Genomic DNA, 24046 nt, shown 5'->3' with positions numbered 1-24046 from the left:
TCGCTGGGATATATGCCCGTTCCGGAATGCATTCCGGAACGGGCATATTTTTGGCTTTCGTCCCTTACTTTATCGGCAGTAAGTTCGGTTGGCGCATTTGTTAACCGCTAGGAACCTTGCGGCGCCTTTGTATAACCTGCACAGAGATTCAGGAAACGCGTGTTGGCCTCCACCTCTCCGATGCTGACACGGACGCCCTCATTGGCGAAGGCGCGAACGGACAATGCCTGCTCTGCCGCCAGGGCCGCAAATTCGGCGCTGTTCTCGCCCAGATTCAACCATATGAAGTTGCCTTGGGCCTCCGGAATGAACCAGCCCAACTCCCGAAGCCCGGCCGTCACGCGGTCCCGTTCATCGACGAGGCTTTGTACCCTTTCCACAACCTGGTCGAAATTCTCAATCGAGGTTACGGCTGCCCTTTCCGCAATTTGTGAAACCGCAAACGGCGTTGCGGTGACCCGGAGGTGTTGGGTAAGCGCCGGGCCGGACACGCTGTATCCAACGCGCAAGCCAGCGAGCCCATGTGCCTTTGAGAAGGTTCGCAAAACCACCACATTGGGGTACTTGCGGTAGAGCTTGATGCCGTCAACGGCCTGGGGGTCCCGGACGAATTCCTGGTAGGCCTCGTCGATAACCACCACCACATTCGGGGGTACTGACTGAATAAAGCGCTCAGTTTCCTCGGCGGTCAGAATCGGCCCGGTGGGGTTGTTGGGCGTGCACAACAGAATCACCTTGGTACGTACGGTAACTGCCGCAGCCATGGTGTCGAGATCGTGCCGGCCGTCCGCCAGAAGAGGAATCTGAACACTGGCAGCGCCCGCCAGGCCTACGCAGATGGGGTACGCCTCGAAGGAACGCCACGCGTAGATCACCTCGTCTGCCTTGCCGTCGTCGTTCTGCCCGGCGAACGTCGCAAGGATTTGGTTCAGCGCTCCGAGGCTGCCGGCACCGGTGACGACATCGTCAGCCGGGACGTCCAGAAAGCCTGCAAGGGCGGTCCGAAGCTTCGTTGCCAGCGGATCGGGGTAGCGGTTGATGTCAGTCTGGTCCGCAATCGCCTGCAACACTGCAGGAACCGGAGGCAGCGGATTCTCGTTGGACGACAATTTATAGCTGGTGAGGCCTTCAATTGCTGCTGGTGGTTTACCGGCAGCGTATTTGGGAAGCCTGTCCACGACCGGTCGAGGGAGTACGCCCTCCGGTGCGTTGTCAGTAGTAGTCATGGCTTCAAGCCTACTTGCACCCCTCGCACGGCCGGAGTGACGGAGAAACCGCCCAGCCACGGCACAGGTGAGTGTGAAAGCATGGGGCCATGGGTTCATTCATCATCCGCGTCCTCATCAACGGGCTCGCCCTGTGGGTTGCAACCTGGCTGTTGCAAGGCATGGACATCACAACCAGCGCCACGGAGTCAGCGGCCGCCAATGCGGGACTGACGCAGGGCGCTGACACGGTGGGCATAATTTTGGCGTATTTGTTCATTGGGCTCATTTTTGGAGTGGTCAACGCCTTCGTGCGTCCCTTGGTGAGGCTTCTTTCGCTTCCCGTGACCATCCTGACCCTGGGCCTGTTCACCATCGTCATCAACGCGGCGATGCTGTACCTCACTGCGTGGCTCAGCACTTTCACCCCCGTACACCTGACTTTGGATTCCTTCTTCTGGACAGCCATCCTGGCGTCGATCATCATCAGCATCATCTCCATGGTGGCCGGGCTCATCCCTGGTACCCGTAAGCGGTAGGAATCATCGCGCTCCGGCCGTGGACCGTGATTCGGGAAGGGCAGGTACCGTCAGACTGCCCCTACGATCTGTCCGCGGATCCCGGGTGAGCTTGAACCGGGTAATCTTCGCCGCGCCGCCAACGCCCACGACTCCTGCGAACGCCGCAGTGGATGCAAGCAACGAAGGATCTCCGCTCGCGCTGACCAGCTCTGCTCCTTTCGCATAATTCTCCTGATCGTGCCCGGGGCCCAGGCCCGGATCTTCCCCTTCGGGAGTCTGGACGTGGTCCGTCAGCGTCACTGTCACCCGTTCCTTCGTGTCAGGGTTCATGTGCCCGTCCGTTCCGGGAACCCAATCCTGCACGTGTTCCAGATGCAGGGAGTTGATGCCGGGCTCGGGAACTATGCCTCCAACAGGAGCGCCGGCAGTAAGCACGAATTTGAGGTCGAACTCACTGAGGAACGCCTTGTCCCGGCCAAGGTTCATGGCGTGCACACCGCCCTGGCTATGCCCGACTGCCACCACCTGATCCCCGGCTCCAGCCCCTGCTTCATGCAGGGCCTGCGCGACTGCGGGGATGACCTCCTCGGAGCCATAGCCGACTGCTTCGCCGATTCCCTGGATGTCCAGAGGGTTGGTTGAGGGCGTATGGGGCTGTGTGCCGGGTATCAGGACCATCCATGAGGACGAACCGTCGTTATCAAACTCGATCACCTCAATCTCGCCGTCGTTCCTGGCATAGACCTTCTCGAGACGCCGGAGACTTTCGGCCATGGAAGGCTGCACATCTTCCACGCTTTCGCTGACCTTCGCCACGCTGACGGGACGGGGTTGGAACGCTGCCAGCAACGGTGAACCGAGCACCAGCCCCACCACCGGCTCTGCTTCGAGACCCGGGGTGATCACCAGGTTGAGGATGTCCTCAGTAAGGTCACGTCCCGGTCTGAGGAAGTGGCCCGGGTCCGGGAACATCATTGCCCCTGGCCCAAGGAGATGGAGCCGGGTGTTCAGTGCCTCCGTCGTTGCGTAGTCCCGGTGACTGGCCCGCACGCTTGCGCTGACGTCGCACAGGTCCTGACGCAGGCGTCCTATGTCTTTCCTGCTTTCGGCCACGGCATCGATGGCAAGACAGCCCGAGTCATAGGAGTCGGAGAGATACGGCGTGAGTGCATCCTGAACGCGACGGGCCTCTTCCTCGATGCTCATTAGCTGCCCAACAATGTCATCGAGCCGGTCGGCCCCCCTCACAAGTTCTTCCAGTTGGAAAGAGATCCCGCCAACTCCTCCGCGGATGCCAAGGATTCCGTCGGGTTTCGGCGGAGAAGGCGTGGGCGCCGCGCCGGCACCCACCGGAGCCGCATCGGCCATCAGTATCCCCTCCCGCTCTGGAGGGAGACGTTCTGTGAGTGCCTCAGCACTACCGCGGCGGCGCCGTCCAAGTTCTCCCGCGCCCGCATAAGGGCAGAAGCATGGATGGCGATCGTGGTCCGGTACTCACGGCCCGCCGGGGACTGCCATTCCTCCAGCTGAATCTTCCGCAGGGAGGCAAGGACGGTATCTGCCTGGTCGACGCAGGTCTTCATTCGCCATGCAAGCCGTTGAACTTCGTGGCTCCGGGAAGCACATTCCGAAGGATCGAAAGCGGGTGGATTGGCTGCAGGCATCACGCCGAGGCTCATGTGGGTTGTACTCCAGTGGTCGTTCTGCTGATCGGTAGCCAAAACGCTACGGACGGGCAGAGGCCGACGGAAGTATCGACGTCGCGTATGTGGATAACCTGACGGGTCGTCCACATAGCCCCGTCATCGACGCCGGCCTCCGCGCCGGGCATGAAAGAATAGGCACCATGGCTGAATCCCCTCGTGTGTCCCTCGCTTCCGAACCTCTGGCTCTTGGCGCCCTTGACGGCCGCTACCGTGCCGCCGTCGCACCCCTCGTGGACTACCTGTCCGAGGCCGCGCTGAACCGCGATCGCGTGCACGTCGAAGTCGAGTGGCTCATCCACCTGACCAGCCAGTCTGTTCTTCCGGGCGCCGGTCCGCTCTCCGACTCCCAGATTGCCCAGCTGCGGGCCATCGTCACCGAATTCGACGCGTCGTCCGTCGCCGAGCTCGCAGAGATCGAAGCCGTTACCATCCACGACGTGAAGGCTGTCGAGTACTATATCGGCCGCCGGCTGCCCGCCATCGGCATCGAAAACCTGACCGCCATGGTTCACTTCGGCTGCACCTCCGAGGACATCAACAACCTCTCCTACGCTGTGGGAATCAAGGGTGCTGTTGAAGATGTCTGGCTTCCCAATGCCACGGCCTTGGTAAAGCAGATCGAGGCCATGGCCGAGGAAAACCGCTCCGTGCCCATGCTCTCCCGCACGCACGGCCAACCGGCCACGCCCACCACTCTCGGCAAGGAACTGGCGGTCATTGCACATCGCCTCAACCGCCAGCTCGCACGCATCGCCAAGACCGAATTCCTGGGCAAGATCAACGGCGCCACCGGCACTTACGCCGCCCATGTCGCATCTGTGCCGAGCGCTGACTGGGAAGCTGTCGCCAAGTCTTTCGTGGAAGGGCTGGGCCTCACGTGGAACCCGCTCACCACGCAGATCGAAAGCCACGACTGGCAGGCCGAGCTGTACGCCGATATCGCACGCTTCAACCGCATCCTGCACAACGTGTGCACGGACATCTGGAGCTACATCTCCATCGGCTACTTCCGCCAGATCCCGGTGGCCGGAGCCACTGGTTCATCCACCATGCCGCACAAGGTAAACCCGATCCGCTTCGAGAACGCCGAAGCCAACCTGGAAATCTCCAACGGTCTCCTGGACACCCTGGGCGCAACACTGGTCACGTCCCGCTGGCAGCGTGACCTCACGGATTCCTCTTCGCAGCGCAACATCGGCGTCGCGTTCGGCCACTCGCTGCTTGCGATTTCCAACGTCGCCAAGGGTCTCAAGGCCCTCGATGTAGCCGAGGAAGTCCTGGCCGGCGACCTCGACACCAACTGGGAAGTCCTGGGCGAAGCCATCCAGATGGTCATGCGCGCCGAAGCCATCGCCGGAGTCGAAGGCATGGAAAACCCCTACGAACGGCTCAAGGACCTCACGCGCGGCCAGCGGGTGGACGGTGCCCGCATGCAGGAGTTCGTTCAGGGCCTGGGCCTCTCCTCTGAGGCTGAAGCACGTCTGCTCGCCCTGACGCCGGGCAAGTACACGGGCATCGCTGACAAGCTCGTGGACCACCTGAAGTAGCCAAAGCAACGCACAGCGTTCGACGGCGGCGGGCGGGGCTGGGAGCCTTGGCCCGCCGTCGTGGTTTAACCTGCCGCTGACCCTTGGGGCGACACGGCGTGTCGGGTCCTTTCCGGGCCTTCGCGACTGATTGGCTGGAACCAACCGGGCTGCGGCACAGTACGCAGGACGCAAAGCCCGGATGGAACGCCGGCCAGACGAAACGATGTAAGGAGCGGGGCACCATGAAGCTCCTGTTGATCAGGCACGGACAAACCCCGGGCAATGTTGCGGGCCAGTTGGATACAGCCTTCCCCGGCCCGGGCCTGACGCCACTCGGAGAGCGCCAAGCGGCCGCCCTTCCTGAAGCACTGGCAGACGAAGCCATCGACGCCCTCTACACTTCTACTTTGCTACGCACCCAACGCACTGTTTTGCCGCTGGTCAAGGCCACCGGGCTGCAGCCAACCATCCTGGACGGCGTCCACGAGATCGAAGCCGGCAGCCTGGAAAAGAAGACCGATCACGAGTCGCACATGCGCTACATGAGCACGGTATTCGCCTGGACCGACGGCGACTTGGACGTACGCATGCCCGGGGCGTTCGCGGGGCACGACTTCTTCGCCCGCTTCGACGCCTCCGTGGAGGAAGTGGCGGCCGCCGGGCATCAGACCGCGGTGATTGTCAGCCACGGAGCAGCAATCCGTTGCTGGGCCGGCCGCAGGGCTTCAGATATCGACGCAGTGTTCGCCCGAACGCACCAGTTGCCCAACACCGGAATTGTGGCCCTCGAAGGTGACCCGGCAAGCGGTTGGCGAGTCCTGCACTGGGACCAGATCCCCGTTGGCGGCATGGCACTGACGGACCAAACCTCCGAGGATCCCACAGGCGAGGCACTGTAACGCTGGAGACGGGCAGTATTTCTCCCGACGCTTACGCGCAGGAAACACCACGGTAACCCCGGCTACCTAGGCTTAAGTCGCATAGACACCTCCCCGAAACCCGGCGAATTGAGGCATAAATGCAGACCAACCCACGGCTCAACATCCGGCAGGTCACGTGGGCCAACCCCGTAGGTGCCGACCTTCGAGCCGCGCAGCAGGCAGAACTGGATTCACGTTTCGGAAGCACTGACCACGAACCCGGGCCTCCCCCGTCGGAAGCCGATACCGCAGTCTTTGTGGTGGCTTACGAGAAGTGTTCCGGCCAACCGCTCGGCTGTGGAGGCCTGAGGATGCTGGACGAGAACACGGCAGAGGTAAAGAGGCTCTACGTGGTTCCGTATGCCCGTGGCTCGGGAGTGGCGAGCTCAATCCTTGCCGCGCTCGAAGCCCAGGCACATTCACACGGATTCACGGTGATCGCAGCCGAGGCAGGTTCAGCCCAGTCGGACGGCCGCAGCTTCTACGAAAGCGCGGGCTTTGCGGCCGTGCCCAACTTTGGTCCCTATGTGGGCGTCAACGAGTCATATTGCTATTCCAAGCGCCTGGACTCCCACAGTGCTTCACACACAGCAATGGCCTAAGCGGGACGGACTCCGGCGCAACATCCAGCATGGAGTTGCGCCGGTTCGATAATCTCGGATTATGGAAAAAGCAGACATCACCTTTCGGACCCGTAAATGGGTTCGGCCCGAGGACCTTAACGCCAACGGCACGCTCTTCGGCGGTAGCCTGCTGAAGTGGATCGATGAAGAGGCCGCGATCTACGCCATCCTTCAACTCGGCAACGGCAGGGCCGTCACCAAGTACATCTCGGAGATCAACTTCGTGAGCTCCGCAGTCCAGGGCGACCTCATCGAGATGGGGCTGACGGCCAAGCACTTCGGCCGCACGTCCTTGACCATGCGGGCCGAGGTCCGGAACATGATCACGCGGCAGGCCATCCTGACCATCGAGGAGATCGTGTTCGTCAACCTCGGAGCTGACGGGCGTCCCCAGCCCCACGGTTACACGGAAATCACGTACGACCGCGACCGGATCCCCACCCACCACCTGACCGAGACGCTCGACGAAGACTGAACCACCCGCCGTCGTGCAGCCTTCAAACTGCAGTAAAACGGGTGCTGGCGGCCGCGAATACGCGGCCGCCAGCTTGTATTTCCGGCGACGGGAGTGAGTGCCGCCGGAACCTGTGGGGCGCTTTAGCGCCGGTCGAACGTCAGCCCGCCGGGCACCTGGAACGTCGGCATGAGTTCGAGCATGCCTACGTTGACGTGGCGGGGCGTTTCGATGGCGTAGTCCAGCGCATTGACGATGTCGTCCGTGGTCAGCGACTCGTAGCCCTCGTAGTAGGTCTGCCAGGCTTCTTCCATGGCCTCGGGCGTGCCACCGAGGTTGCGGCCGAAGATCTCGGTCTCCACGCGGCCGGGGCAGATTTCGGTGACGCGGATGCGCTTGCCCACGGTGTCGTTCCGGAGCTGGCGGGAAATCTGGTGCACGGCGGCCTTGGTGGCGTGATAGACCGTGTGCCCGTAGAAGTTGTACAGACCAGCGATCGAGCTGATGTTGATGACATGGCCAAGATCGCGCTCCACCATGCCCGGCAGCACCAGCCGGGTGAGCTGCAGCAGGCCGCGAAGGTTCACGTCCACAAGCTCGTCAATGTCTTCCTCGGAGGAATCCAGGATGTTGCCCGGTCGGGAAACACCGGCGCAGTTCACCAGGACATCCACCTTGAGGTCACCGACGACGGCGGCCAGCGCGGCCGTGTCGGTCAGGTCGACTACGTGCGGGATGGCTCCGGTGCGGTCGGCCAGTTCGGCGAGGCGTTCCTCGTTGCGGGCGACGGCGTGGACTGTCAGGCCGCGCTTGGCGAGGCGCTCCGCGATGGCGGCACCCATCCCGGTTGACGCTCCGGTGACGAGGGCGGTGGTGTAGTCGGAAAAAGACATGGTGTCCTCCAGAAGGTGGGGAATCGGTGGGCCGCTGTGCGCCGGACCGGTAAGGCCCGGCGCACAGCCGCTAGGTGGTGGCTAGGCGTCGCGGAGCGGTTCGTGGGCTCGGTCCTTGACCGTGCTGACCGCGATCAGCGTGCCCAGGGCGGTGATGACTGCGTAGAAAGCAGGCATGTAGATGTTGCCGGTGCTGCCGATCAGCCAGGTCATGAGCAGCGGGGCAGTGCCGCCGAACAATGCCGAGGAGATGTTGTAGCCGAGACCGTAAGCCGAGTAGCGGACGCGGGTGGGGAACAGCTCGACGATCAGGATATGGATGACTGCGGTGTGCCCGGCGAAGACGATGGCCATGATGCAGGCGCCGAGGATGGCCAGGCCCATTTCGCCGGTGGCGATGAGGGCGTAGGACGGAATGCCGAGGACAGCCATGGCGATCGCGGAACCAGCGATGACCTTCTTGCGGCCAATGCGGTCGGACAAGGCGCCCATGAACGGGATGGCGATGCAGATGACCACCAGGCTGCAGGCGGTGACGAGGAGTGCCTCACCGATGGTGAAGTTCAGCTGCTTGCCCTTGAGGAACGTCGGCATGTAGGAGAAGAGAACGTAGTAGCCGGAGCCGTTCATCAGCGGGATGAAGAGGGCCAGGAGCATGGCACGGCGGTGTTCTTTGGACTGGAAGGCTTCCTTGAGGGGGTTCTTGGAGAGGCCGCCCTCTTCCTTGAGCTTCTCGAAGTTCGGGGTGTCGCTGATGGCCTTGCGGATGTACCAACCGATGATGCCCATGGGGATGGCGACAAGGAACGGGATGCGCCAGGCGAACGCACCGAAGCCGCCGCCGTCGATCGCTGCCTGGGTGAGCCACGGCGACATGGAGTAGGCCACCAAAGTACCGGTGAGCAGCGCTGCGAAAGAGGCAATCTGCGCGTAGGAAGTGATGACGCCGCGCTTGCCTTCAGGGGCGTGTTCAGCGAGGAACGTCATGGCGCCGGCAGCTTCGCCACCAACGGAGAAGCCCTGCAGGAGCCGCAGGAGAACCAGCAGGATGGGAGCTGCAACACCGATTGCTGCGTAAGGGGGAAGCAGGCCGATACCGGCGGTGGCGACGCTGATCAGGAGGATGACAAAGACCAGTAGTTTCTGCCTGCCGATCCGGTCGCCAAGGTAGCCGCAGACCACTGCGCCGAGCGGACGGACAAAGAAGGAGACCGCGTACCCGGCGAAAACGAAGAGCAGGGCGTTGTCCGGGTTGCCGGGCGCCAGGAAGACCAGGGCCAGAGTCCCTGCCATAAAGGCGAAAATGCCGTTGTCGTACAGTTCCACGAAGATGCCAACGCACCCTGCGGTGACAACCTTGCGGGTTTGGCGGCCCGTGAGCCGCTCATGCTGCACTGGAGCAGCATTGGTGCTTGCGGTCATGACTTTTCCTTACTGGGATGAGCGTAGCAACGCCTACTGGTTGACGACAGGGTTTTAGCTGCATGCCGCAACTGGTAGGTCCTGCCACTGGGGACGGCATCCAATGCCGAGGAGTCCGAAGACGGTGTGGACGGATTCGCGGAGGGTCTCAAGCTGAGCCCGCGAGCGCCTGTGGGCGGCAGTTGCTTCTGCCACTGTGGTTTTCCGAAAACGGACTTTGTCCCCTGGCCTCGCTTGGGCCAGGACATCCAGTCCGGTGCTGGTAACCACTGCAAGGACGGGATATCCGGCGGTGACGCCGCGTCCCCGGTGCAGTACCAGCAGCTCTTCCCTTGAGGGAACCTCGACGGCGCCCACTGGCACGCCGCGGGAAAGGACCTCACCGCTTGAGGTTCTTTCCGGAAGTTCTCCGCCAAGCCGCAGGCCTATGTGGTTGCTGCGGCCGCTGACGGCGTACTCGGAGGTGAAGAGCAGTTCACCGGATCCGCCGAACTCGGCGACGTCCGGCCCGTCGGTCACGTCGACCAACAAGTCTGAACCCATGCCCGGCCTTTCGAGGCCGAGCCGGAAAAGGGGAAGGTCGAAGTACGGCTGGCGTACAGGTGTCACGCTCCGACGGGTGACGAGCGCGGTTCCTTCCTTGAGCTGGCGTCCGAAGCCCACGACGGTGTCCGGGGCGGCGCTGCCAAGCAATGTCTCGGCCTCAATGGAGCCGTGGACGGCCAGGTAGGCACGGAGTCCGCGGTGGATCCCGCGGATGGACACGGATTCGCCCGCACGCACCGAAACGGGTTCCCACTGGCTGCATGCTCGTCCGCCGACGGTCAGGGTAAGGGGCGCGCCGGTCACAGCGATCAGGACATCTGTGTTCGCGGTCATCCGAAAGTCGAGGGCCGTGATCTCCACCAGGGGATCGTTGTCAGAATTTCCGGCCAGGATATTGGCGGCGCGCGCTGAATACTGGTCGAGGGCGCCGTTCACGGGAAGTCCGAAGCGGGGGCCCCGGGTCCTGCCGAGGTCCGTCACCACGGAGTTTCCCGGCTGCTGGATCAGGATCCGGCCGCTCATGGCAGGCGTTCCAATTCCAGCGGTTCCAATTCCCGGCCAACGAAGTCGTTGAAGTCTTCGCTGCGGATCTGCCGGAACCGCAAAATGTCGCCGGGCTTGTACGGGACCAACGGTTCCTTGCGGATGTTCAGCACGGAAAGCGGTGTCTGGCCAATCACGCACCAGCCACCCGGAGCAGCGGCCGGAGCGATGACTGCCTGGCGTCCGGCAACGGACACCGCACCTGCCGGGACGCTGAGCCGGGGATCCTTCAAACGGGGTACAGGCCTGGGGAACGCGGGACCGTCCATCATGGGAGAACCTGCGGGAGCGCCCAGGCATCGTACGGTGTAGGTCTTTTCAGTGTGGAGCCGAATGACTTCTCCGGTTGAAATGCCTTGATGCTCCGCAACGAGTTCCAGGTCCGGACCGAATTCGCCACCGTAGACCACGGGGACATCGAATTCACGGGGCGCCTGCGCTCCCTCGGCTGCATGGCCGAGCTCCAGCAGCCCCAGCTTGACGAAGGCGCGCACTTGGCGGGCCGAAACCAGGATGGGATCGAATTCCACCAGGACGGAGTCGTAGGTGGGAACGGCACCGTAGAGACCTTCGGCGCCGCAGCTTTCCAGCCAGTCGGCCAAGCGGTGAACTGTGAGCCAGTTGTCTTCGTTTGCTTGCGAGATGGCCACGACACGCAGTGCGGAGTCACCTGACTCGTAAATCTCGGTGGGGGCCACTGTCAGGACGGTCATGTCAGGCCGCCTTCTTCCTGGCGTCCATGACCTCGGCCAGCGGGGCGATGCGAACACCGGCGGAGATGAGCTCGGAACGGATCAGGCGGGCCAGTCCGACAGCGCCGGGGTTGTCCCCGTGGAGGAGGACTGTGTCGACGTCGATGTCCATGTCAGCGCCGTTGGCGCAGCGAATCTTGCCGTCAACCACCATGCGGAGCGTCCGCTCCACGATGTCGGCGGGATCATGCAGCACAGCACCGGGTTGGCTCCGGGGAACCAGTGTCCCGTCTTCCTGGTAGGCGCGGTCAACGATGCCGACAATTGCCACGTCCAGCCCGGCGGCGCGTGCAGCCACAGCCAGTTCGCCTTCCTGGGCCACCACCACGAGTTCGTTGTCCACGCGGGCCGCTGCCTCGGCCACGGCTTGGGCGTAATCGGCCCGGACGGCAACGAGGTTGCCGAGCCGGCCGTGGGGTGCCAAGTGCGTGACCTTGGTGCCGTGGAATGCGGCGAAGCCATTCAGCGCGCCCACTTGGTACACGACGTCGTTCTGAACTTCACCGGCCGAAAGGCCCATGTCGCGCCGACCGAAACCCCGCAGGTCCGGGAAACCCGGATGGGCCCCGATTCCAACTCCGCGTCGCACGCATTCGCCAACAGTCGCGGCCATAATGTCCGGATCGCCGGCATGGAACCCGCATGCGATATTGGCGCTTGAGACGATCTCAAGGAGTTCGGAATCGTCGCCAATGTTGTAGGCGCCAAATCCCTCTCCGAGATCCGCTACAAGATCAATTATCGGGTTCACGTGGTTCTCTTTTCGTGGTTATGCCGTGGAATTGAATTCCAAGGAAACGGCGGGTGATTTCAGGATTCCCCTCCGTTGCCGGATGTTCTTTCCAAAAGTCTCGCACCGGTCAACCACGCGGCACAAAGACCTAATAGTTATCCCGTAATAGCTCTCCGTTATGACCTGCACCACCCTGTACTGTGGCTTGGGTCCCACTGGTCCCGGATAGAATTTCCCTAACGCATGCCACCCGGGGACGTGGCCCTCGAGGAAGGCAGACCAATGGATACGCGCAAGCTCTCATACTTCGTGCAGATCGTTGACTCCGGCAGCATTACCAAGGCTGCTGCGGCGCTCCACGTGGCACAGCCCGCCCTGAGCCAACAGGTATCGGCACTGGAAAACGACCTCAAGCAGCGCCTCCTAATCCGCAGCAAACAAGGCGTTGAGCCCACCGCGGCGGGACACACCCTCTACCGGCACGCGCAGTCGATCCTCCGGCTGGTGGAGCAGGCGCGGCAAGACGTCGCCACCTCCGGCGCAGCACCCTCCGGCCGGGTTTCCATCGCGATTGCGCCCTACAGCATGGCCTCCAGCCTGACGCCGCAGATCATCAGCGAAGTCAGCCGGCGCTATCCGGATATCGTGGTGCACTTGACCGAGATTTTCGGCGGCGTGTTGAGCGAGGCCATCAAGAACGGCCGCCTGGACATGGCACTCATCTACGAGCCCGGAAAGATCCGCGGCGTGCAATTCACCACCATGATCGTGGAAGACCTGCACTTGGTGGTCCATCCGGACCTGGTCGTGAACCACGGCGAGGATACGGTCACACTTGCGGAAGCCAGCAAGGTGGGACTCTTCCTTCCGGAGAAGAACCACACCCTCCGCCAGATCATCGAGAAGGGTCTCGCCGAACAGGACCTGCCCCTCAAATTGGTGGGCGAAGTCGAGTCGGTACCGTCATTGACCCGCCTGATCCGGGCCAACCTGGGTGGCACTGTGTTGCCCAAGTCGGCCGCGGATGCCCTCTTCCCGGACCAGGACTTCAAGGTGTTGCGGATCGTCGAACCGGGGCTGCAGAGCAAGATCGCCCTCTGCACTCCCGACCACGAGCCGCTGTCCGAGGCAGCCTCAGCCGTGCTCATGGTGGTCAAGGAAATGCTGCACCAGCAACTGATCAGGAAGTACGGAACCGACCCCGTGCAACTGCCGGCCCATCCATAACAAAGCCTTATCCGGACAGACGGCTTTGGTCTTATTCAAGACCGTTTTAATTTCCTAATATCGAATCAGCAAGGAATTCGAAAACAGCTCACGGACACCGCGGGCACGTTCAAAGGAAAAAACGGTGAAAAAGATCAGCACGACCGGATGGGTTTCGAATCCAACCCGTGGAACGATCAGCGCACGAACCGGATTCCACTGCCCGCGGAATGGTTTTTGGCGTCCCATCGGTGGCATCGGTGAACCATTGTTTGTCTTCGAAGGCAGCCTGATGCCCGCACACTCCGGAAACAGCATCGAGTGGCATCTGGTGGATACCCGCCCCGGCCACTCCGGTCTCGACTGAGCGGCGGCCGCAGGGCAGCCGCCAGACCCGGCCACCCGCCGTCGTACTTCCACCGCCGCTGCACCGGACCGCTTAACTCGACCGCACCAAGGCGCCCTGCCCCCGGCAAGGGCGCCTTTTTCATGCCCGCGGCCGTTCGTGCCACAAACCAGACTTGCCGCAACCGCTCGTGCCGTAAACAGGCACACCAAAGGGCCGGCCGCAACGCCACAGACGCGCGACCGGCCCCTTCGCGGAAGATCAGTCCTCTACCAGGAGGCCCTTCTCCTTGAGCTTCTCCGTCAGTCCGCAGAGCTCAATGGTGTTGCCGCCGTCATGGTAGAGCTTGATGAGTTCGCGCTCGTGGTCATCGCGTGCTTGGGACAGCGCAATGACTTCCTCGGCCTCTTCGCGGCGGACCACCACAACGCCGTCAGCGTCGCCGCGGAGGATGTCGCCCGGGTAGATGATTTCGTCGCCGAAGACGATGGGGTGGTTGATCGGGCCGAGGGTTTCCTTGACGGTGCCCTTGATACTGACGCTGCCGGAGAACACGGGAAGGCCGAGTTCAATCAAGTCTTGGGTGTCCCGCACGCCGGAATCGGTGACCATGGCAGCGATTCCCTTGGCTTTCATCGCGTTGCCCAGGACATCGCCGAACGTGCCGGCCTCGGCCATTTCCTGCGCGCCGACCAGGACCACATCGCCGGCCTGGGCATAGTGGATGGCTACCTGGAGCATGAGGTTGTCCTGTGGTGCGCAGGCGACAGTGACGGCCGGGCCGCAGAAGGACATGGAACGGTCGATCGGCTTGATCCTGGAGCTCAGCGCGCCGCGGCGGCCCTGTGCTTCGTGGATGGTGGCAGAGGAAAACTTGGCGAGGCGGCTGACGACATCGGCGTCGGGGCGCTCGAACTTGGTCTTGACGTGGATCATTGTCTGGATCTTTCTAGTTGAGGGCGTTGACGGCATCGCGGATCGAGTCCACACCGGCGTTGATGGTCTCCAGCGAGGTGGCGAAGGAGATCCGGAAGTAAGGGCCCAAGCCGTAGGCCGAACCCTGGATGACGGCCACGCGTGCGGCGTCCAACAGGTAGAGCGTGAAGTCCTGGTCGTTCTCGATGACCTTGCCGTCGGGCGCGGTTTTGCCGATTACGCCTGAGCAATTCACGTACGCGTAGAAGGCGCCTTCGGCCGGCGCAACGGACAGGCCGTTGATGGCGTTGAGGCCCTCGACGGCGGCGTCCCGGCGTTTGCGGTAGACCTCCACCGAGTCACGGACGAAGGACTGGTCACCGTTCAGCGCCGCGACTGCTGCGGCCTGGCTGATGGACGACGGGCACGACGACGTCTGCGACTGCAGTTTGTTCATGGCCGCAATCAGGGGTACTGGACCCACTCCGTAGCCGAGCCGCCAACCGGTCATGGCATAGGCCTTGGAAACTCCGTTGACCAACAGGACGCGGTCCTTGAGCGCCGGGACGGCTGTGACCAGGCTGGTCACGCGGCCGTCGCCGAAGTGGACTTCGTCGTAGATCTCGTCGGTGAGGATGAAGACGTGCGGATTCTTCCCGAGGACATCCCCGAGCTCCTGCAGTTCCTCACGCGTGTAGACGGCCCCGGTCGGGTTGGACGGAGCGTTGAGGATGAGCCACTTGGTTTTGGGGGTGATGGCCGCCTCCAGTGCGGCCGGTGTGAGCTTGAAGCCCGTATCCTCGCCGCACGGGACAATCACCGGAGTGCCGTCATTGGCCAGGACCATGTCCGGGTAGGAAACCCAGTAGGGCGCTGGGACGATCACTTCGTCGCCCTGGTTGAGCGATGCCATCAGTGCCACGTACAGGACCTGCTTCGCTCCGCCACCGATGGTGAGCTGCTTGGCGTCATAGCGATGTCCGGCGTCCCGCTCGATCTTGTTCAGGATGGCGGCCTGCAGCTCAGGGGTGCCAGTGACCGACGTGTACTTCGTCTCGCCGGCGTTAATTGCCTTGATGGCGGCGGCCTTGATGTGGTCAGGGGTGTCGAAATCCGGCTCGCCGACCGTGAGGTCGATGATTTGGACGCCTTCGGCTTTCAGTTCGCGGACGCGGGCGGCAGCGGCGACGCTGGCTGAGGCCTTGATGCGGCTGACCCTCGACGCCGGCAGGAACTCGGACATGTCTCCTCCAGGAATGTGAACCCGGGACGCGCGGATTCGCGGATCCCTTTTTCGAGACTAAGGACTGAAAGGGGGCTCTGGATAAGACCTAATGTGCGTGGATCTATAAGGGACTCTTATGACCGAAGGCGGCACCACACCCATGCACTTTGCTTATGGGTTCACGCGGTATTGGTATTTCCGCGGCTTGCTGGACTCCGCCTAGATTCGAAGGGTTGGAAGTGTCCACGCAGCGCCCGTTCCGTGACCGAAAGGTAGCCCATGCCAACCCATACCCGGTCAACCACAGCCCGGTACTCATACCGCGCCCGTGCACCACGAACCGAGGCTCCAACTCACGTGGAACGCGCCAAACTCGTGCACGCACTGGCCCTGCACCGGCAACTCCTGAGCCATGCTTCCAGCGCTATCCGCAACCTCACCGCCGCCAGGAACGAGTTGATTGCGCAAGCCATGGAAGACGGGTTGGGGTTCGCGACCATTTCCGCAGCGACTGGCGAGAATCTCCGCACCGTCCGAACCATCGCTTTGGCTTATGACGATCTCCATCTGAGCGGACTTCCCCGGCAAGCCCAGTTGGCTGCGTTAAAGACCAAAAGCCGTGAGCTTCGTGCGGCCGAGAGGCACCGCGAACAGATCACGGAGCGGCGGGAAGCCCTGATTGTGATGGCACTCCGAAGTCACGTTTGTGATGATCTGGAACTCGCGTCACTGACAGGGCTCACTCCGGACCATATCCGCCGGGCAACCCGGGGAATCGCACGCCCGGCCTAGTACGCCCGGCTGGCCCTCCCCGCCTGCCGTCCCCGGCTGTCGTCCCCGCCTGGCCGTCCCCGGCTGTCGTCCCCGCCTGCCGTCCCCGGCTGGGCACCCGTTGAACCCAACCCCAGCGGAGGGTAGAACGGGTACATGACCAACGACGTGAACTCCTGGATGGACCGGTACGAACGCGCATGGACCTCGAACGAGCCTGACGACATCCGGGCCCTCTTCACCGAGGACGCCACCTACTTCGACAAACCCAACACGGAGAAACCGTGGAATAGCCACGAAGAGATCGTCAAAGCGTGGTCCGAGGCAGGCGACAAGCCTGAGGACTGGAAGTTCGAATGGACACTCCTGGGGCAGGACGGCGATACCGCTTTCGTCCAAGGCGTGACCACATACCTCAACGGTGAGCCTACCTATGACAACCTTTGGGTGATCCGTTTCGCCGACGACGGCCGCGCCCGTGAATTCACCGAGTGGTACATGGCGCGCAAGTAGCTCAGGATCGGTCAGCGGGGCGGATCAGCACATTCTCTTGGATCTGGCTCCAGCCCTGGTACTTCGCTTGGCCGGCGTCGACGTCATCGTTGATGAGCTTCGCTTGTGAACCGTCAAACACAGTGAGGGTGAGGATCTCCTCACCTGTGGCAACCGCCGCGCAGCCTGCCCTCCATCGCTCCGGGAGTCCGACCGGCACCGCATACAGGCAAGCGGATCCGCCTGTCTTGCTCTTGGCCCCGTAGTACTTCACGTCATCATGGGTAGCCAACAAACGGGCCGACCCCGGCTCGACCTCAAGATCCACTCCGGTGAGGCTCACGGGCTCCGGAAGCTGGTCCTCCGCCGTCGCTTCCCTGGCCAGGACGTCCGGACCTGTTGGCGACGAACAACCGGCCAGCCCCAACGCGGCAACAACGGCAACTGTAGCGACGACACGGCGTTTCATGGCTCTGCCCACTCAGGCTCCCGTGCCGTCCAGCCTAGCCCACCCCCTCTGGTCCAGTAGCTGTCAGTAGCTGTCGCGCTCCGCCGCTTCGGGCACGGGGATGAACGTCTTGGCAAACCTCTCCGACTCGCGGGCCAGCACCGCCACATCGGCACCGACCAGCACAAAGGAGGCACCGGCGTCGAGATAGGCCCGGGCGGTATCAGGGTTGAAGGCGTTCACGCCGGCAGGCTTGCCGGCCGCTTTAGCGGCTTCCAGGCAATGCTCGACGACGGCCCTCACCAAGGGATTCTCCTGCTGTCCCAGCAGGCCCATGGACGCGGCGAGGTCCGAGGGGCCGAGGAAGATGCCATCCACGCCGTCGACGGCCAGGATCTCCTCCACAGCTGATGCCGCAGCTTCGGATTCGATCTGAACGGTGAGGCTGATGGTCTCCGAGGCTGAAGCCAGATAGTCCGGGACGCGGTTCCACCGTGAAGCCCGGGCCAGTGCGGATCCGACGCCGCGAACACCATGCGGCGGGTACCGTACAGCAGCAACCGCAGAGGCTGCCTCAAACGCAGAGTTCACCATGGGGATCAGCAGGTTCTGCACGCCGAGGTCCAGGTACTGCTTGATGACCACGGTGTCATTGACCGGTGGCCGGACCATGGCCTGCACGGGGTAACCGCTGACGGCGTGGAGCTGGGCAAGGATCGATTCGAGGCCGTTGGGACTGTGCTCCGCGTCGATCAACACCCAGTCCAACCCGGACCCGGCGCAGATTTCCGCCACCAGCGGGCTACCGGAGCAGACCCACATCCCGGCCAATGGACGCCCAGCTTCGGAGAGGGCCGAATAGAAGGTGGGGTTCAGCTGAAGTGACATGTCACGACTCCCAACGGTCCGTAATCCGCGTGCACGGTATCACCTTTGTACACCCACAGGGGGCGGGTAAACGAGCCCGCCAGGATGATATCTCCGGCCTTCATCGAATCCCCGTGCGCGGCGATCTTGTTGGCCAGCCAGTGCACTCCATTGGCCGGGTGGTCGAGCACGCCGGCCGCGACTCCGGTCTCCTCGACGGTCTGGTTCTTGTACAGGATCGCGGACACCCAGCGGAGGTCGACGGCGTCAGGCCGCACCGGTCGTCCGCCCACCACCATGGCCCCCATCGCGGCGTTGTCGGAGATGGTGTCCACGATGGTCCGGCCCTCCATTTCGATCCTGGAGTCCAGGATTTCGAGGGCCGGAACCACGTAGTCAGTCGCGTTGAGCACGTCGAAAATAGTGCAGCCGGGCCCCTTGAGGCCGGACTTCAGCACGAAGGCCAGCTCCACCTCCACCCGTGGATGGGTGTACTTGTCCCACTCCACGGAACAGCCGGTCTCCAGGACCATGTCATCGAAAATGGCGCCGTAGTCGGGCTCGGTGATGCCGGTGGCAGCTTGCATGGCTTTGGACGTGAGGCCGATCTTGCGCCCCACCAACGTGCGTCCGGCTTCCTCGTTCCGCCGCATCCATAGCTGCTGCACGGCGTAGGAGTCCTCCACCGTCATGTCGGGGTAGCGCGCGGTCAGGCGCGGGACCGGTTTACGGTTCCGGCCGGCTTCGAGGAGCTCGTCGGCAATGGCTTCGATCGTCTTCGCGTCCAACATGGCCTAGACCTGGGCTCCCAGCTTGAAGCCCTCCGCCGTATCTGAAGCGCCCTCGGGACGGGTGTAGGAGAAGCCGTCGGCGCCGACAGTGACGGCCATTTCGGACTTGTCTTCGCGCTCGATAATGGGCTGCGGGTTGCCGTCGAGGTCCAGGACCAGGGAGGCCTCGGTGTACCAGGACGGGACCACGGGGTTGCCCCACCAGTCGCGGCGCTGGTTGTCGTGGACGTCCCAGGTGACGGTGGGGTTGTCGGGATCGCCAGTGTAGTAGTCCTGCGTGTAGATCTCCACGCGGTGGCCGTCCGGGTCAAGGATGTAGAGGTAGAACGCGTTGGACACACCGTGGCGTCCGGGACCGCGTTCGATCCGGTCCGAGATGCGCAGGGCACCCATCTTGTCGCAGATCTGGATGATGTTGTGCTTCTCGTGCGTGGAGAACGCGATGTGGTGCAGGCGGGGTCCGTTGCCGCCGGTCAGGGCGGTATCGTGCACGGTCTGCTTGCGGTGCATCCACGCGGCGTAAGTGACGCCGTCGGAATCCTTGATGTCCTCGGAAACGCGGAAGCCGAGGTCCTCCAGGTACTTACGGCCGCGGGGAACGTCCGGGGTGACCTGGTTGAAGTGGTCCAGGCGGACCAGTTCCCCGGCGGAATAGAGGTCGTAGCGCTGGGTGAGGCGTTCGACGTGCTCGACGTCGTAGAAGAACTCGTACGGGAAGCCCAGCGGATCCTCGACGCGGACGGAGTCGCCCACGCCCTTTGTGAAGCCCTCCTTGCGGCGCTCAACGCGGCAACCCAGCTCGCGGTAGTAGGCCTCGGCGGCGTCGACCTCGGCCGGGGACTTCACACGGTAGGCGAAGGCAGCGGCTGCGGCGACCGGGCCCTTGCGGAGGACCAGGTTGTGGTGGATGAACTCCTCGAAGGAGCGCAGGTAGATGGTGTTCTCGTCCTCTTCGGTGACGTGCAGGCCCAGCAGGTCCACGTAGAACGCGCGGGACTTCTCCAGGTCCGTGACTACGAGTTCCAGGTACGCGCAGCGGACGATATCCGGAGCCGGGACTGTGGGAGTGGGGATGGGGCCGGTGAATGGGTTGCTCATGGGATTCTCTCTTCGTTGAAAGGGGTCATTTGGATGGATTTTTTGTACAGGTACGGCCCTTTAGAACGGGTTTTGGGGGCGTTATCTGTACAAAAACTCCGAGTTAGGCGCCGAACTTGGGTGTGTGAACAGCGCCGAGTGTGATGTGCACGGCCTGCTGGTCGGTGTAGAAGTCGATGGAACGGTAGCCGCCTTCGTGGCCCAGGCCGGAAGCTTTGACGCCGCCGAACGGGGTGCGGAGGTCGCGGACGTTGTGGCTGTTGAGCCAGACCATCCCGGCTTCGACGTTCTGGGAGAAGTTGTGGGCCCGGGTCAGGTTCTGGGTCCAGATGTAGGCCGCCAGGCCGTACTTGGTGTTGTTCGCCAAGGCGAGGGCTTCGTCGTCGTTCTCGAAGGGCGTGATGGCCACGACGGGACCGAAGATTTCCTCCTGGAAGATCCGGGCATCAGGCGCGACGTCGGCAAACACCGTGGGTGCGATGTAGTTGCCTTCAGGCAGGTGGTCGGGTCGGCCGCCACCGGCGAGGAGCCGGCCTTCGGACTTGCCGATCTCCACGTACGATGCCACCTTGTCGTAGTGCTCCGGGTGGACGAGTGCGCCGACCTGGGTCTTGGGATCGTGGGGATCGCCCACCACGATGTTCTTGGCCCGGGCGGCGTATTTTTCACAGAATTCGTCGTAGATGGCCCGCTCAACCAGGATGCGGGAGCCGGCGGTGCAGCGTTCGCCGTTGAGGGAGAACACCCCGAACAGTGCCGAGTCGATCGCAGCGTCCAGATCGGCGTCCGCGAACACGACGCACGGGGACTTGCCGCCGAGCTCCATGGACAGGCCTTTGAGGTTGGCTGCAGCGTTGCGGAAGATCGTCTGGCCCGTGGTGGTCTCGCCGGTGAAGGAAATCAGCGGCACGTCCGGGTGCTTCACCAGTGCATCGCCGGCTTCCTCGCCCAGGCCGTTCACCAGGTTGAACACGCCGTCGGGCAGGCCGGCGTCCTTGAAAATCTGCGCCCACAGCGACGCAGAGAGCGGGGTGAACTCGGCAGGCTTGAGGACCACGGTGTTGCCCGTTGCCAAAGCCGGGGCGAGCTTCCAGGACTCCAGCATGAAGGGCGTGTTCCACGGCGTGATGAGGCCTGCGACGCCGATCGGCTTGCGGTTCACGTAGTTGATCTGCGAGCCCGGAACCTTCATAGCGTCGTCGAACTGGGCCACGATCAGGTCCGCGAAGAAGCGGAAGTTCTCGGCAGCCCGGAGCGCTTGGCCCTTTGCCTGGGTGATCGGCAGGCCGGTATCGAACGTCTCCAGCTCGGCGAGTCGTGCTTCCTGCGCTTCAACCGCGTCGGCGATCTTGTTCAGGACGCGGGCACGTTCGCGCGGCTTCATCTTCGGCCACGGGCCGTTCTTGAAGGCTTCGCGGGCGGCGGCCACAGCGAGGTCGATGTCTTCCTTCTGGCCGGCAGCGGCGGTGGCGTAATTGCCGTTGGAGACCGGATCCAGGACGTCGAAGGTCTTACCGGACACGGAGTCAACGAACTCGCCGTTGATGAAGTGCTGGATATGGGTGGGCAGGTTTTCGGGAATGTAATGCTTGTTGGTTTCTACCGAGGTCGTCATCGTTGTCTTCCTTTTCTTCCAACGCGGGGTCACTTATGGCCCATTCGAGGTGGGTTTATGGGCCATAAGTGACCCCGGGTTGCTTTTAGGTGGTGGTGGAGAGGTATGCGTCGAGGGTGGCGGCGCGGTGTTGGCGGGCTGCTTTTTCGATGGTGTCGGCGTCTGCTCCGGACTCGATGAGCTGCAGCAGTGCTTCGTGTTCGCGGACTGATTCCTGGGCGCGGCCGGGGACGAACCGGAACGTGGAGGACCTCAACGAGGCCAACCGGTTCCAGCCCCGGTGGACCAGGTCGAGGATGTGCGGGTTCGGGCAGTGTTCAAAGAGGACACTGTGGAAGTCCTGGTTCAAAGCCGTGAAGCGGACGGGATCGAAGTGTTCCAGGCACTCACGCATCTCTTCGTTCACAGCACGTGCCCGGGCAATCGCAACCGAATCGATCAGCGGAGCCGACAATGCCGTGGCGGCACCTTCCACGATGCTCAAGGTCTGCATCGTGTAGAGGTATTCGGTGGGATCGATCCCGGAGACCGTGGCTCCCACGTTCCGTTCGAACTTCACCAATCCTTCGGCCTCCAACCGGCGGATCGCCTCCCGGACCGGGACCACGCTGAAGCCCAGGTCTTCGGCGATCTTTGCGAGCACCAGCCGGTAACCCGGCGTGTAGGTCCCCTCGACGATCCGCGCTTTGACGGCGGTATAGGCCTGCTGGGACTTGCTTTGGGCAGCACTTTCGACGGCGGTTTCAGTCACTGTGGGCTCCTTCCGCGGCATGCCGGTGGGCTGACCATTCCTGGTAGCGGGCCTGCCATTCGGCGTTCATCGGATACAGCCCATCAACGCTGTTGCCTTCCTGGACCATCTGGAAGATGAACGTCTCTTCCTTTTCCTGCTGGATGCAGTCGTCCACGAGTTCCTCGGCGATGGCCGGCGGGATCACCAGGATTCCGTCCGAGTCGGCCACGATGATGTCACCGGGCTGGACGGTGGCTCCCCCGCAGGCGATGGTGATATCTGTGTCCCACGGGATGTGCCGGCGTCCGAGGACTGCCGGGTGCGGATTGGCGAAGTACGTGGGCATCTTCAGGTCAGCGACTGCCGAGTAGTCGCGGACGCCGCCGTCGGTAATGATTGCAGCGGCCCCGCGGACCTGGGCACGCAGCGCCAGGATGTCCCCGACTGTGCCGGTGCCTTTCTCGCCGCGGGCTTCCATCACCAGGATTTCGCCTTCGTTCACGGAGTCGATCGCGCGCTTCTGGGCGTTGAAGCCGCCGCCGTGGGTCTTGAAGAGGTCCTCGCGGTTGGGCACGTAGCGCAGGGTCCGGGCCAGGCCCACCACTTTGCGGTCGGGTCGGGTGGCCTGCAGTCCGTCAATGCTCACGTTGTTGAGTCCGCGCTTGCGCAGCTGGGACGAAAGGGTGGCGGTGGCAACAGACTCGAGTTTTGATTTCAGTTCCGGTGTCAGCACACTCGCGGCAGCCGCCGGTTCCGAAGCCTGAAGTCCGGCGGCTTCGCGCGATCCGTACGCCTCTTCCCGCTGCATGTCATCAGCCTTGGGCCGGGCACCAAAGTCCGCCAACGGCGTCGTACCTTCCGTGACTCTGGTGGTCAGGCGGCCGCTGCTGAACCCACCGCCGGTGACCTCAATTTCGACGACGTCACCGGGCTTGGCAACGGAGGCGCCGGCGGGGGTGCCGGTGAGGATGATGTCGCCCTCTTCGAGCGTGAGCAGCTGGGAAAGGTCCGCGACGAGCTGCCCGAACGGGAAGAGCAGGTCCTCGGTGGTGTCGTCCTGGACCAACTCGCCGTTGTGCCAGGTGCGGATGGTTAGGGCAGCGGGATCAACGGCGTCGGCAGGGATCAGCGCCGGGCCAACGGGGGTAAATCCGTCGCCGCCCTTGGACCGGACATTGGAGCCCTTGTCCGCGTAGCGGAGGTCGTAGACGCCGAGGTCGTTGGACGCGGTCACCCACTCGACGTGGCTCCATGCATCCTCAAGGCCGACACGACGGGCGGACTTGCCGATGATAAGCGCGATCTCGCCCTCGTAGCCCAGCAATTCACAACCTGCCGGACGTTCAACAATGCCGGGGGCCTCAGCCGAACCGAGCGCCAAGGACGAGGAAGGCTTCAGGAAGTACGACGGCTGCTGCGGGGTACGTCCACGCTGCGCGGCACGGCTGGGGTAATTGATGTGGACCGCAATGACCTTGCGCGTCCGGGCCAGCATGTCCTGGCTGACTTCCTCGGTCCGGACCTCCAGTGTCACGGCGCCTCCTCCTGATAAGTATCTGATCGCCCCAGTTATCGAGTACGAAATCGTATACGAAAACTATGACGCGTTAATGTGATGCCCGTCAACCCCCTCCATAAGGCTGAGTCTCGCGGGAGGGGGARCACGGCGGGGAGAAGGATGCGGCGAAGCCC

26 protein-coding genes are annotated in these 24046 nt (G+C 63.0%); 9 read left to right on the top strand and 17 right to left on the bottom strand.

Going from position 1 to position 24046, the window contains the following annotated elements; translation table 11 throughout:
• Window positions 1–107: 107 nt before the first annotated feature.
• On the bottom strand, window positions 108–1226 hold the full coding sequence (locus tag AB4Y81_RS15950; protein ID WP_026267454.1) for a histidinol-phosphate transaminase: 1119 nt from the start codon (window positions 1224–1226) through the stop codon (window positions 108–110).
• A gap of 89 nt (window positions 1227–1315) precedes the next feature.
• Between AB4Y81_RS15950 and AB4Y81_RS15945 the strand changes: the two genes are divergently transcribed.
• Window positions 1316–1744 carry a phage holin family protein gene (locus AB4Y81_RS15945; RefSeq protein ID WP_018779831.1) on the top strand — a complete coding sequence of 143 codons (429 nt, stop codon included), beginning with the start codon at window positions 1316–1318 and terminating at the stop codon, window positions 1742–1744.
• Window positions 1745–1747: 3 nt separating this feature from the next.
• On the opposite strand, the gene AB4Y81_RS15940 is transcribed toward AB4Y81_RS15945, so the two are convergent.
• Together AB4Y81_RS15940 and AB4Y81_RS15935 are read right to left on the bottom strand one after the other, a co-directional pair.
• Window positions 1748–3094, bottom strand: a complete 1347-nt coding sequence (locus AB4Y81_RS15940) for a hypothetical protein (RefSeq protein WP_018779830.1) — start codon at window positions 3092–3094, stop codon at window positions 1748–1750.
• Complete coding sequence (locus tag AB4Y81_RS15935; protein ID WP_231375288.1) at window positions 3094–3309, bottom strand: hypothetical protein; 216 nt, start codon at window positions 3307–3309, stop codon at window positions 3094–3096. Before AB4Y81_RS15935 ends, AB4Y81_RS15940 begins: the two co-directional genes overlap by 1 nt.
• 263 nt (window positions 3310–3572) lie before the next feature.
• Here AB4Y81_RS15935 and purB point away from each other — a divergent pair, with 263 nt between their 5' ends.
• From purB to AB4Y81_RS15915, 4 genes are all read left to right on the top strand, one after another.
• Window positions 3573–4979 (top strand): adenylosuccinate lyase, encoded by a 1407-nt coding sequence (gene purB / locus AB4Y81_RS15930; protein ID WP_413306463.1) that lies wholly within the window; start codon window positions 3573–3575, stop codon window positions 4977–4979.
• A gap of 224 nt (window positions 4980–5203) precedes the next feature.
• Window positions 5204–5860: a histidine phosphatase family protein gene (locus AB4Y81_RS15925; RefSeq protein WP_064723444.1), complete on the top strand. Its 657-nt coding sequence runs from the start codon at window positions 5204–5206 to the stop codon at window positions 5858–5860.
• Between the two features lie 119 nt (window positions 5861–5979).
• The gene (locus AB4Y81_RS15920; protein ID WP_018779826.1) at window positions 5980–6483 is read left to right on the top strand and encodes a GNAT family N-acetyltransferase; all 504 of its coding nucleotides are present in this window, start codon (window positions 5980–5982) and stop codon (window positions 6481–6483) included.
• A gap of 61 nt (window positions 6484–6544) precedes the next feature.
• Entirely contained in the window at window positions 6545–6979 is a 435-nt protein-coding gene (locus AB4Y81_RS15915; protein WP_018779825.1) for an acyl-CoA thioesterase, read from the top strand.
• A gap of 122 nt (window positions 6980–7101) precedes the next feature.
• On the opposite strand, the gene AB4Y81_RS15910 is transcribed toward AB4Y81_RS15915, so the two are convergent.
• From AB4Y81_RS15910 to AB4Y81_RS15890, 5 genes are all read right to left on the bottom strand, one after another.
• Complete coding sequence (locus AB4Y81_RS15910; protein ID WP_039243328.1) at window positions 7102–7851, bottom strand: SDR family oxidoreductase; 750 nt, start codon at window positions 7849–7851, stop codon at window positions 7102–7104.
• Window positions 7852–7932: 81 nt separating this feature from the next.
• Complete coding sequence (locus AB4Y81_RS15905; RefSeq protein ID WP_018779823.1) at window positions 7933–9273, bottom strand: MFS transporter; 1341 nt, start codon at window positions 9271–9273, stop codon at window positions 7933–7935.
• 54 nt (window positions 9274–9327) lie between these two features.
• Window positions 9328–10341: a biotin-dependent carboxyltransferase family protein gene (locus AB4Y81_RS15900; RefSeq protein ID WP_441996243.1), complete on the bottom strand. Its 1014-nt coding sequence runs from the start codon at window positions 10339–10341 to the stop codon at window positions 9328–9330.
• Entirely contained in the window at window positions 10338–11075 is a 738-nt protein-coding gene (locus tag AB4Y81_RS15895) for a 5-oxoprolinase subunit B family protein (protein ID WP_422757654.1), read from the bottom strand. Before AB4Y81_RS15895 ends, AB4Y81_RS15900 begins: the two co-directional genes overlap by 4 nt.
• 1 nt (window position 11076) lies before the next feature.
• A complete protein-coding gene (locus AB4Y81_RS15890) occupies window positions 11077–11865 on the bottom strand; it encodes a LamB/YcsF family protein (protein ID WP_441996242.1) in 789 nt (262 codons plus the stop codon).
• A gap of 264 nt (window positions 11866–12129) precedes the next feature.
• Between AB4Y81_RS15890 and AB4Y81_RS15885 the strand changes: the two genes are divergently transcribed.
• Window positions 12130–13074 (top strand): LysR substrate-binding domain-containing protein, encoded by a 945-nt coding sequence (locus AB4Y81_RS15885; RefSeq protein ID WP_210078178.1) that lies wholly within the window; start codon window positions 12130–12132, stop codon window positions 13072–13074.
• A 124-nt stretch (window positions 13075–13198) separates the two neighbouring features.
• On the top strand, window positions 13199–13420 hold the full coding sequence (locus AB4Y81_RS15880) for a hypothetical protein (protein WP_018779818.1): 222 nt from the start codon (window positions 13199–13201) through the stop codon (window positions 13418–13420).
• A gap of 240 nt (window positions 13421–13660) precedes the next feature.
• On the opposite strand, the gene AB4Y81_RS15875 is transcribed toward AB4Y81_RS15880, so the two are convergent.
• Together AB4Y81_RS15875 and AB4Y81_RS15870 are read right to left on the bottom strand one after the other, a co-directional pair.
• Complete coding sequence (locus tag AB4Y81_RS15875; RefSeq protein ID WP_018779817.1) at window positions 13661–14335, bottom strand: 4-carboxy-4-hydroxy-2-oxoadipate aldolase/oxaloacetate decarboxylase; 675 nt, start codon at window positions 14333–14335, stop codon at window positions 13661–13663.
• 13 nt (window positions 14336–14348) lie between these two features.
• Window positions 14349–15557, bottom strand: a complete 1209-nt coding sequence (locus AB4Y81_RS15870; RefSeq protein WP_441996241.1) for an aspartate transaminase — start codon at window positions 15555–15557, stop codon at window positions 14349–14351.
• Window positions 15558–15818: 261 nt separating this feature from the next.
• On the opposite strand from AB4Y81_RS15870, the gene AB4Y81_RS15865 reads away from it, so the two are divergent.
• A complete protein-coding gene (locus AB4Y81_RS15865; protein ID WP_394524763.1) occupies window positions 15819–16331 on the top strand; it encodes a hypothetical protein in 513 nt (170 codons plus the stop codon).
• A gap of 135 nt (window positions 16332–16466) precedes the next feature.
• Window positions 16467–16823, top strand: a complete 357-nt coding sequence (locus AB4Y81_RS15860) for a nuclear transport factor 2 family protein (protein WP_441996240.1) — start codon at window positions 16467–16469, stop codon at window positions 16821–16823.
• A 1-nt stretch (window position 16824) separates the two neighbouring features.
• Here AB4Y81_RS15860 and AB4Y81_RS15855 read toward each other — a convergent pair whose 3' ends face one another.
• The 7 genes from AB4Y81_RS15855 to AB4Y81_RS15825 all read right to left on the bottom strand — a co-directional run bounded on the left by AB4Y81_RS15855 (window position 16825) and on the right by AB4Y81_RS15825 (window position 23888).
• Entirely contained in the window at window positions 16825–17271 is a 447-nt protein-coding gene (locus AB4Y81_RS15855; RefSeq protein WP_079582400.1) for a hypothetical protein, read from the bottom strand.
• 63 nt (window positions 17272–17334) lie between these two features.
• Complete coding sequence (locus AB4Y81_RS15850) at window positions 17335–18138, bottom strand: HpcH/HpaI aldolase family protein (RefSeq protein ID WP_275776830.1); 804 nt, start codon at window positions 18136–18138, stop codon at window positions 17335–17337.
• A complete protein-coding gene (hpaH, locus tag AB4Y81_RS15845; RefSeq protein ID WP_018779811.1) occupies window positions 18123–18908 on the bottom strand; it encodes a 2-oxo-hept-4-ene-1,7-dioate hydratase in 786 nt (261 codons plus the stop codon). Before hpaH ends, AB4Y81_RS15850 begins: the two co-directional genes overlap by 16 nt.
• 3 nt (window positions 18909–18911) lie before the next feature.
• Window positions 18912–20006, bottom strand: a complete 1095-nt coding sequence (hpaD, locus tag AB4Y81_RS15840; RefSeq protein WP_018779810.1) for a 3,4-dihydroxyphenylacetate 2,3-dioxygenase — start codon at window positions 20004–20006, stop codon at window positions 18912–18914.
• A 103-nt stretch (window positions 20007–20109) separates the two neighbouring features.
• Window positions 20110–21621 carry a 5-carboxymethyl-2-hydroxymuconate semialdehyde dehydrogenase gene (hpaE, locus tag AB4Y81_RS15835; RefSeq protein WP_422757662.1) on the bottom strand — a complete coding sequence of 504 codons (1512 nt, stop codon included), beginning with the start codon at window positions 21619–21621 and terminating at the stop codon, window positions 20110–20112.
• Between the two features lie 85 nt (window positions 21622–21706).
• A complete protein-coding gene (locus tag AB4Y81_RS15830) occupies window positions 21707–22372 on the bottom strand; it encodes a GntR family transcriptional regulator (RefSeq protein ID WP_018779808.1) in 666 nt (221 codons plus the stop codon).
• Complete coding sequence (locus AB4Y81_RS15825) at window positions 22365–23888, bottom strand: fumarylacetoacetate hydrolase family protein (protein WP_441996239.1); 1524 nt, start codon at window positions 23886–23888, stop codon at window positions 22365–22367. Before AB4Y81_RS15825 ends, AB4Y81_RS15830 begins: the two co-directional genes overlap by 8 nt.
• Between the last annotated feature and the right edge of the window lie 158 nt (window positions 23889–24046).

This window comes from Paenarthrobacter sp. TAF1, assembly GCF_052113825.1.
Classification (GTDB): domain Bacteria; phylum Actinomycetota; class Actinomycetes; order Actinomycetales; family Micrococcaceae; genus Arthrobacter; species Arthrobacter nicotinovorans.
This window is presented reverse-complemented; position numbering and strand designations above follow the sequence as displayed.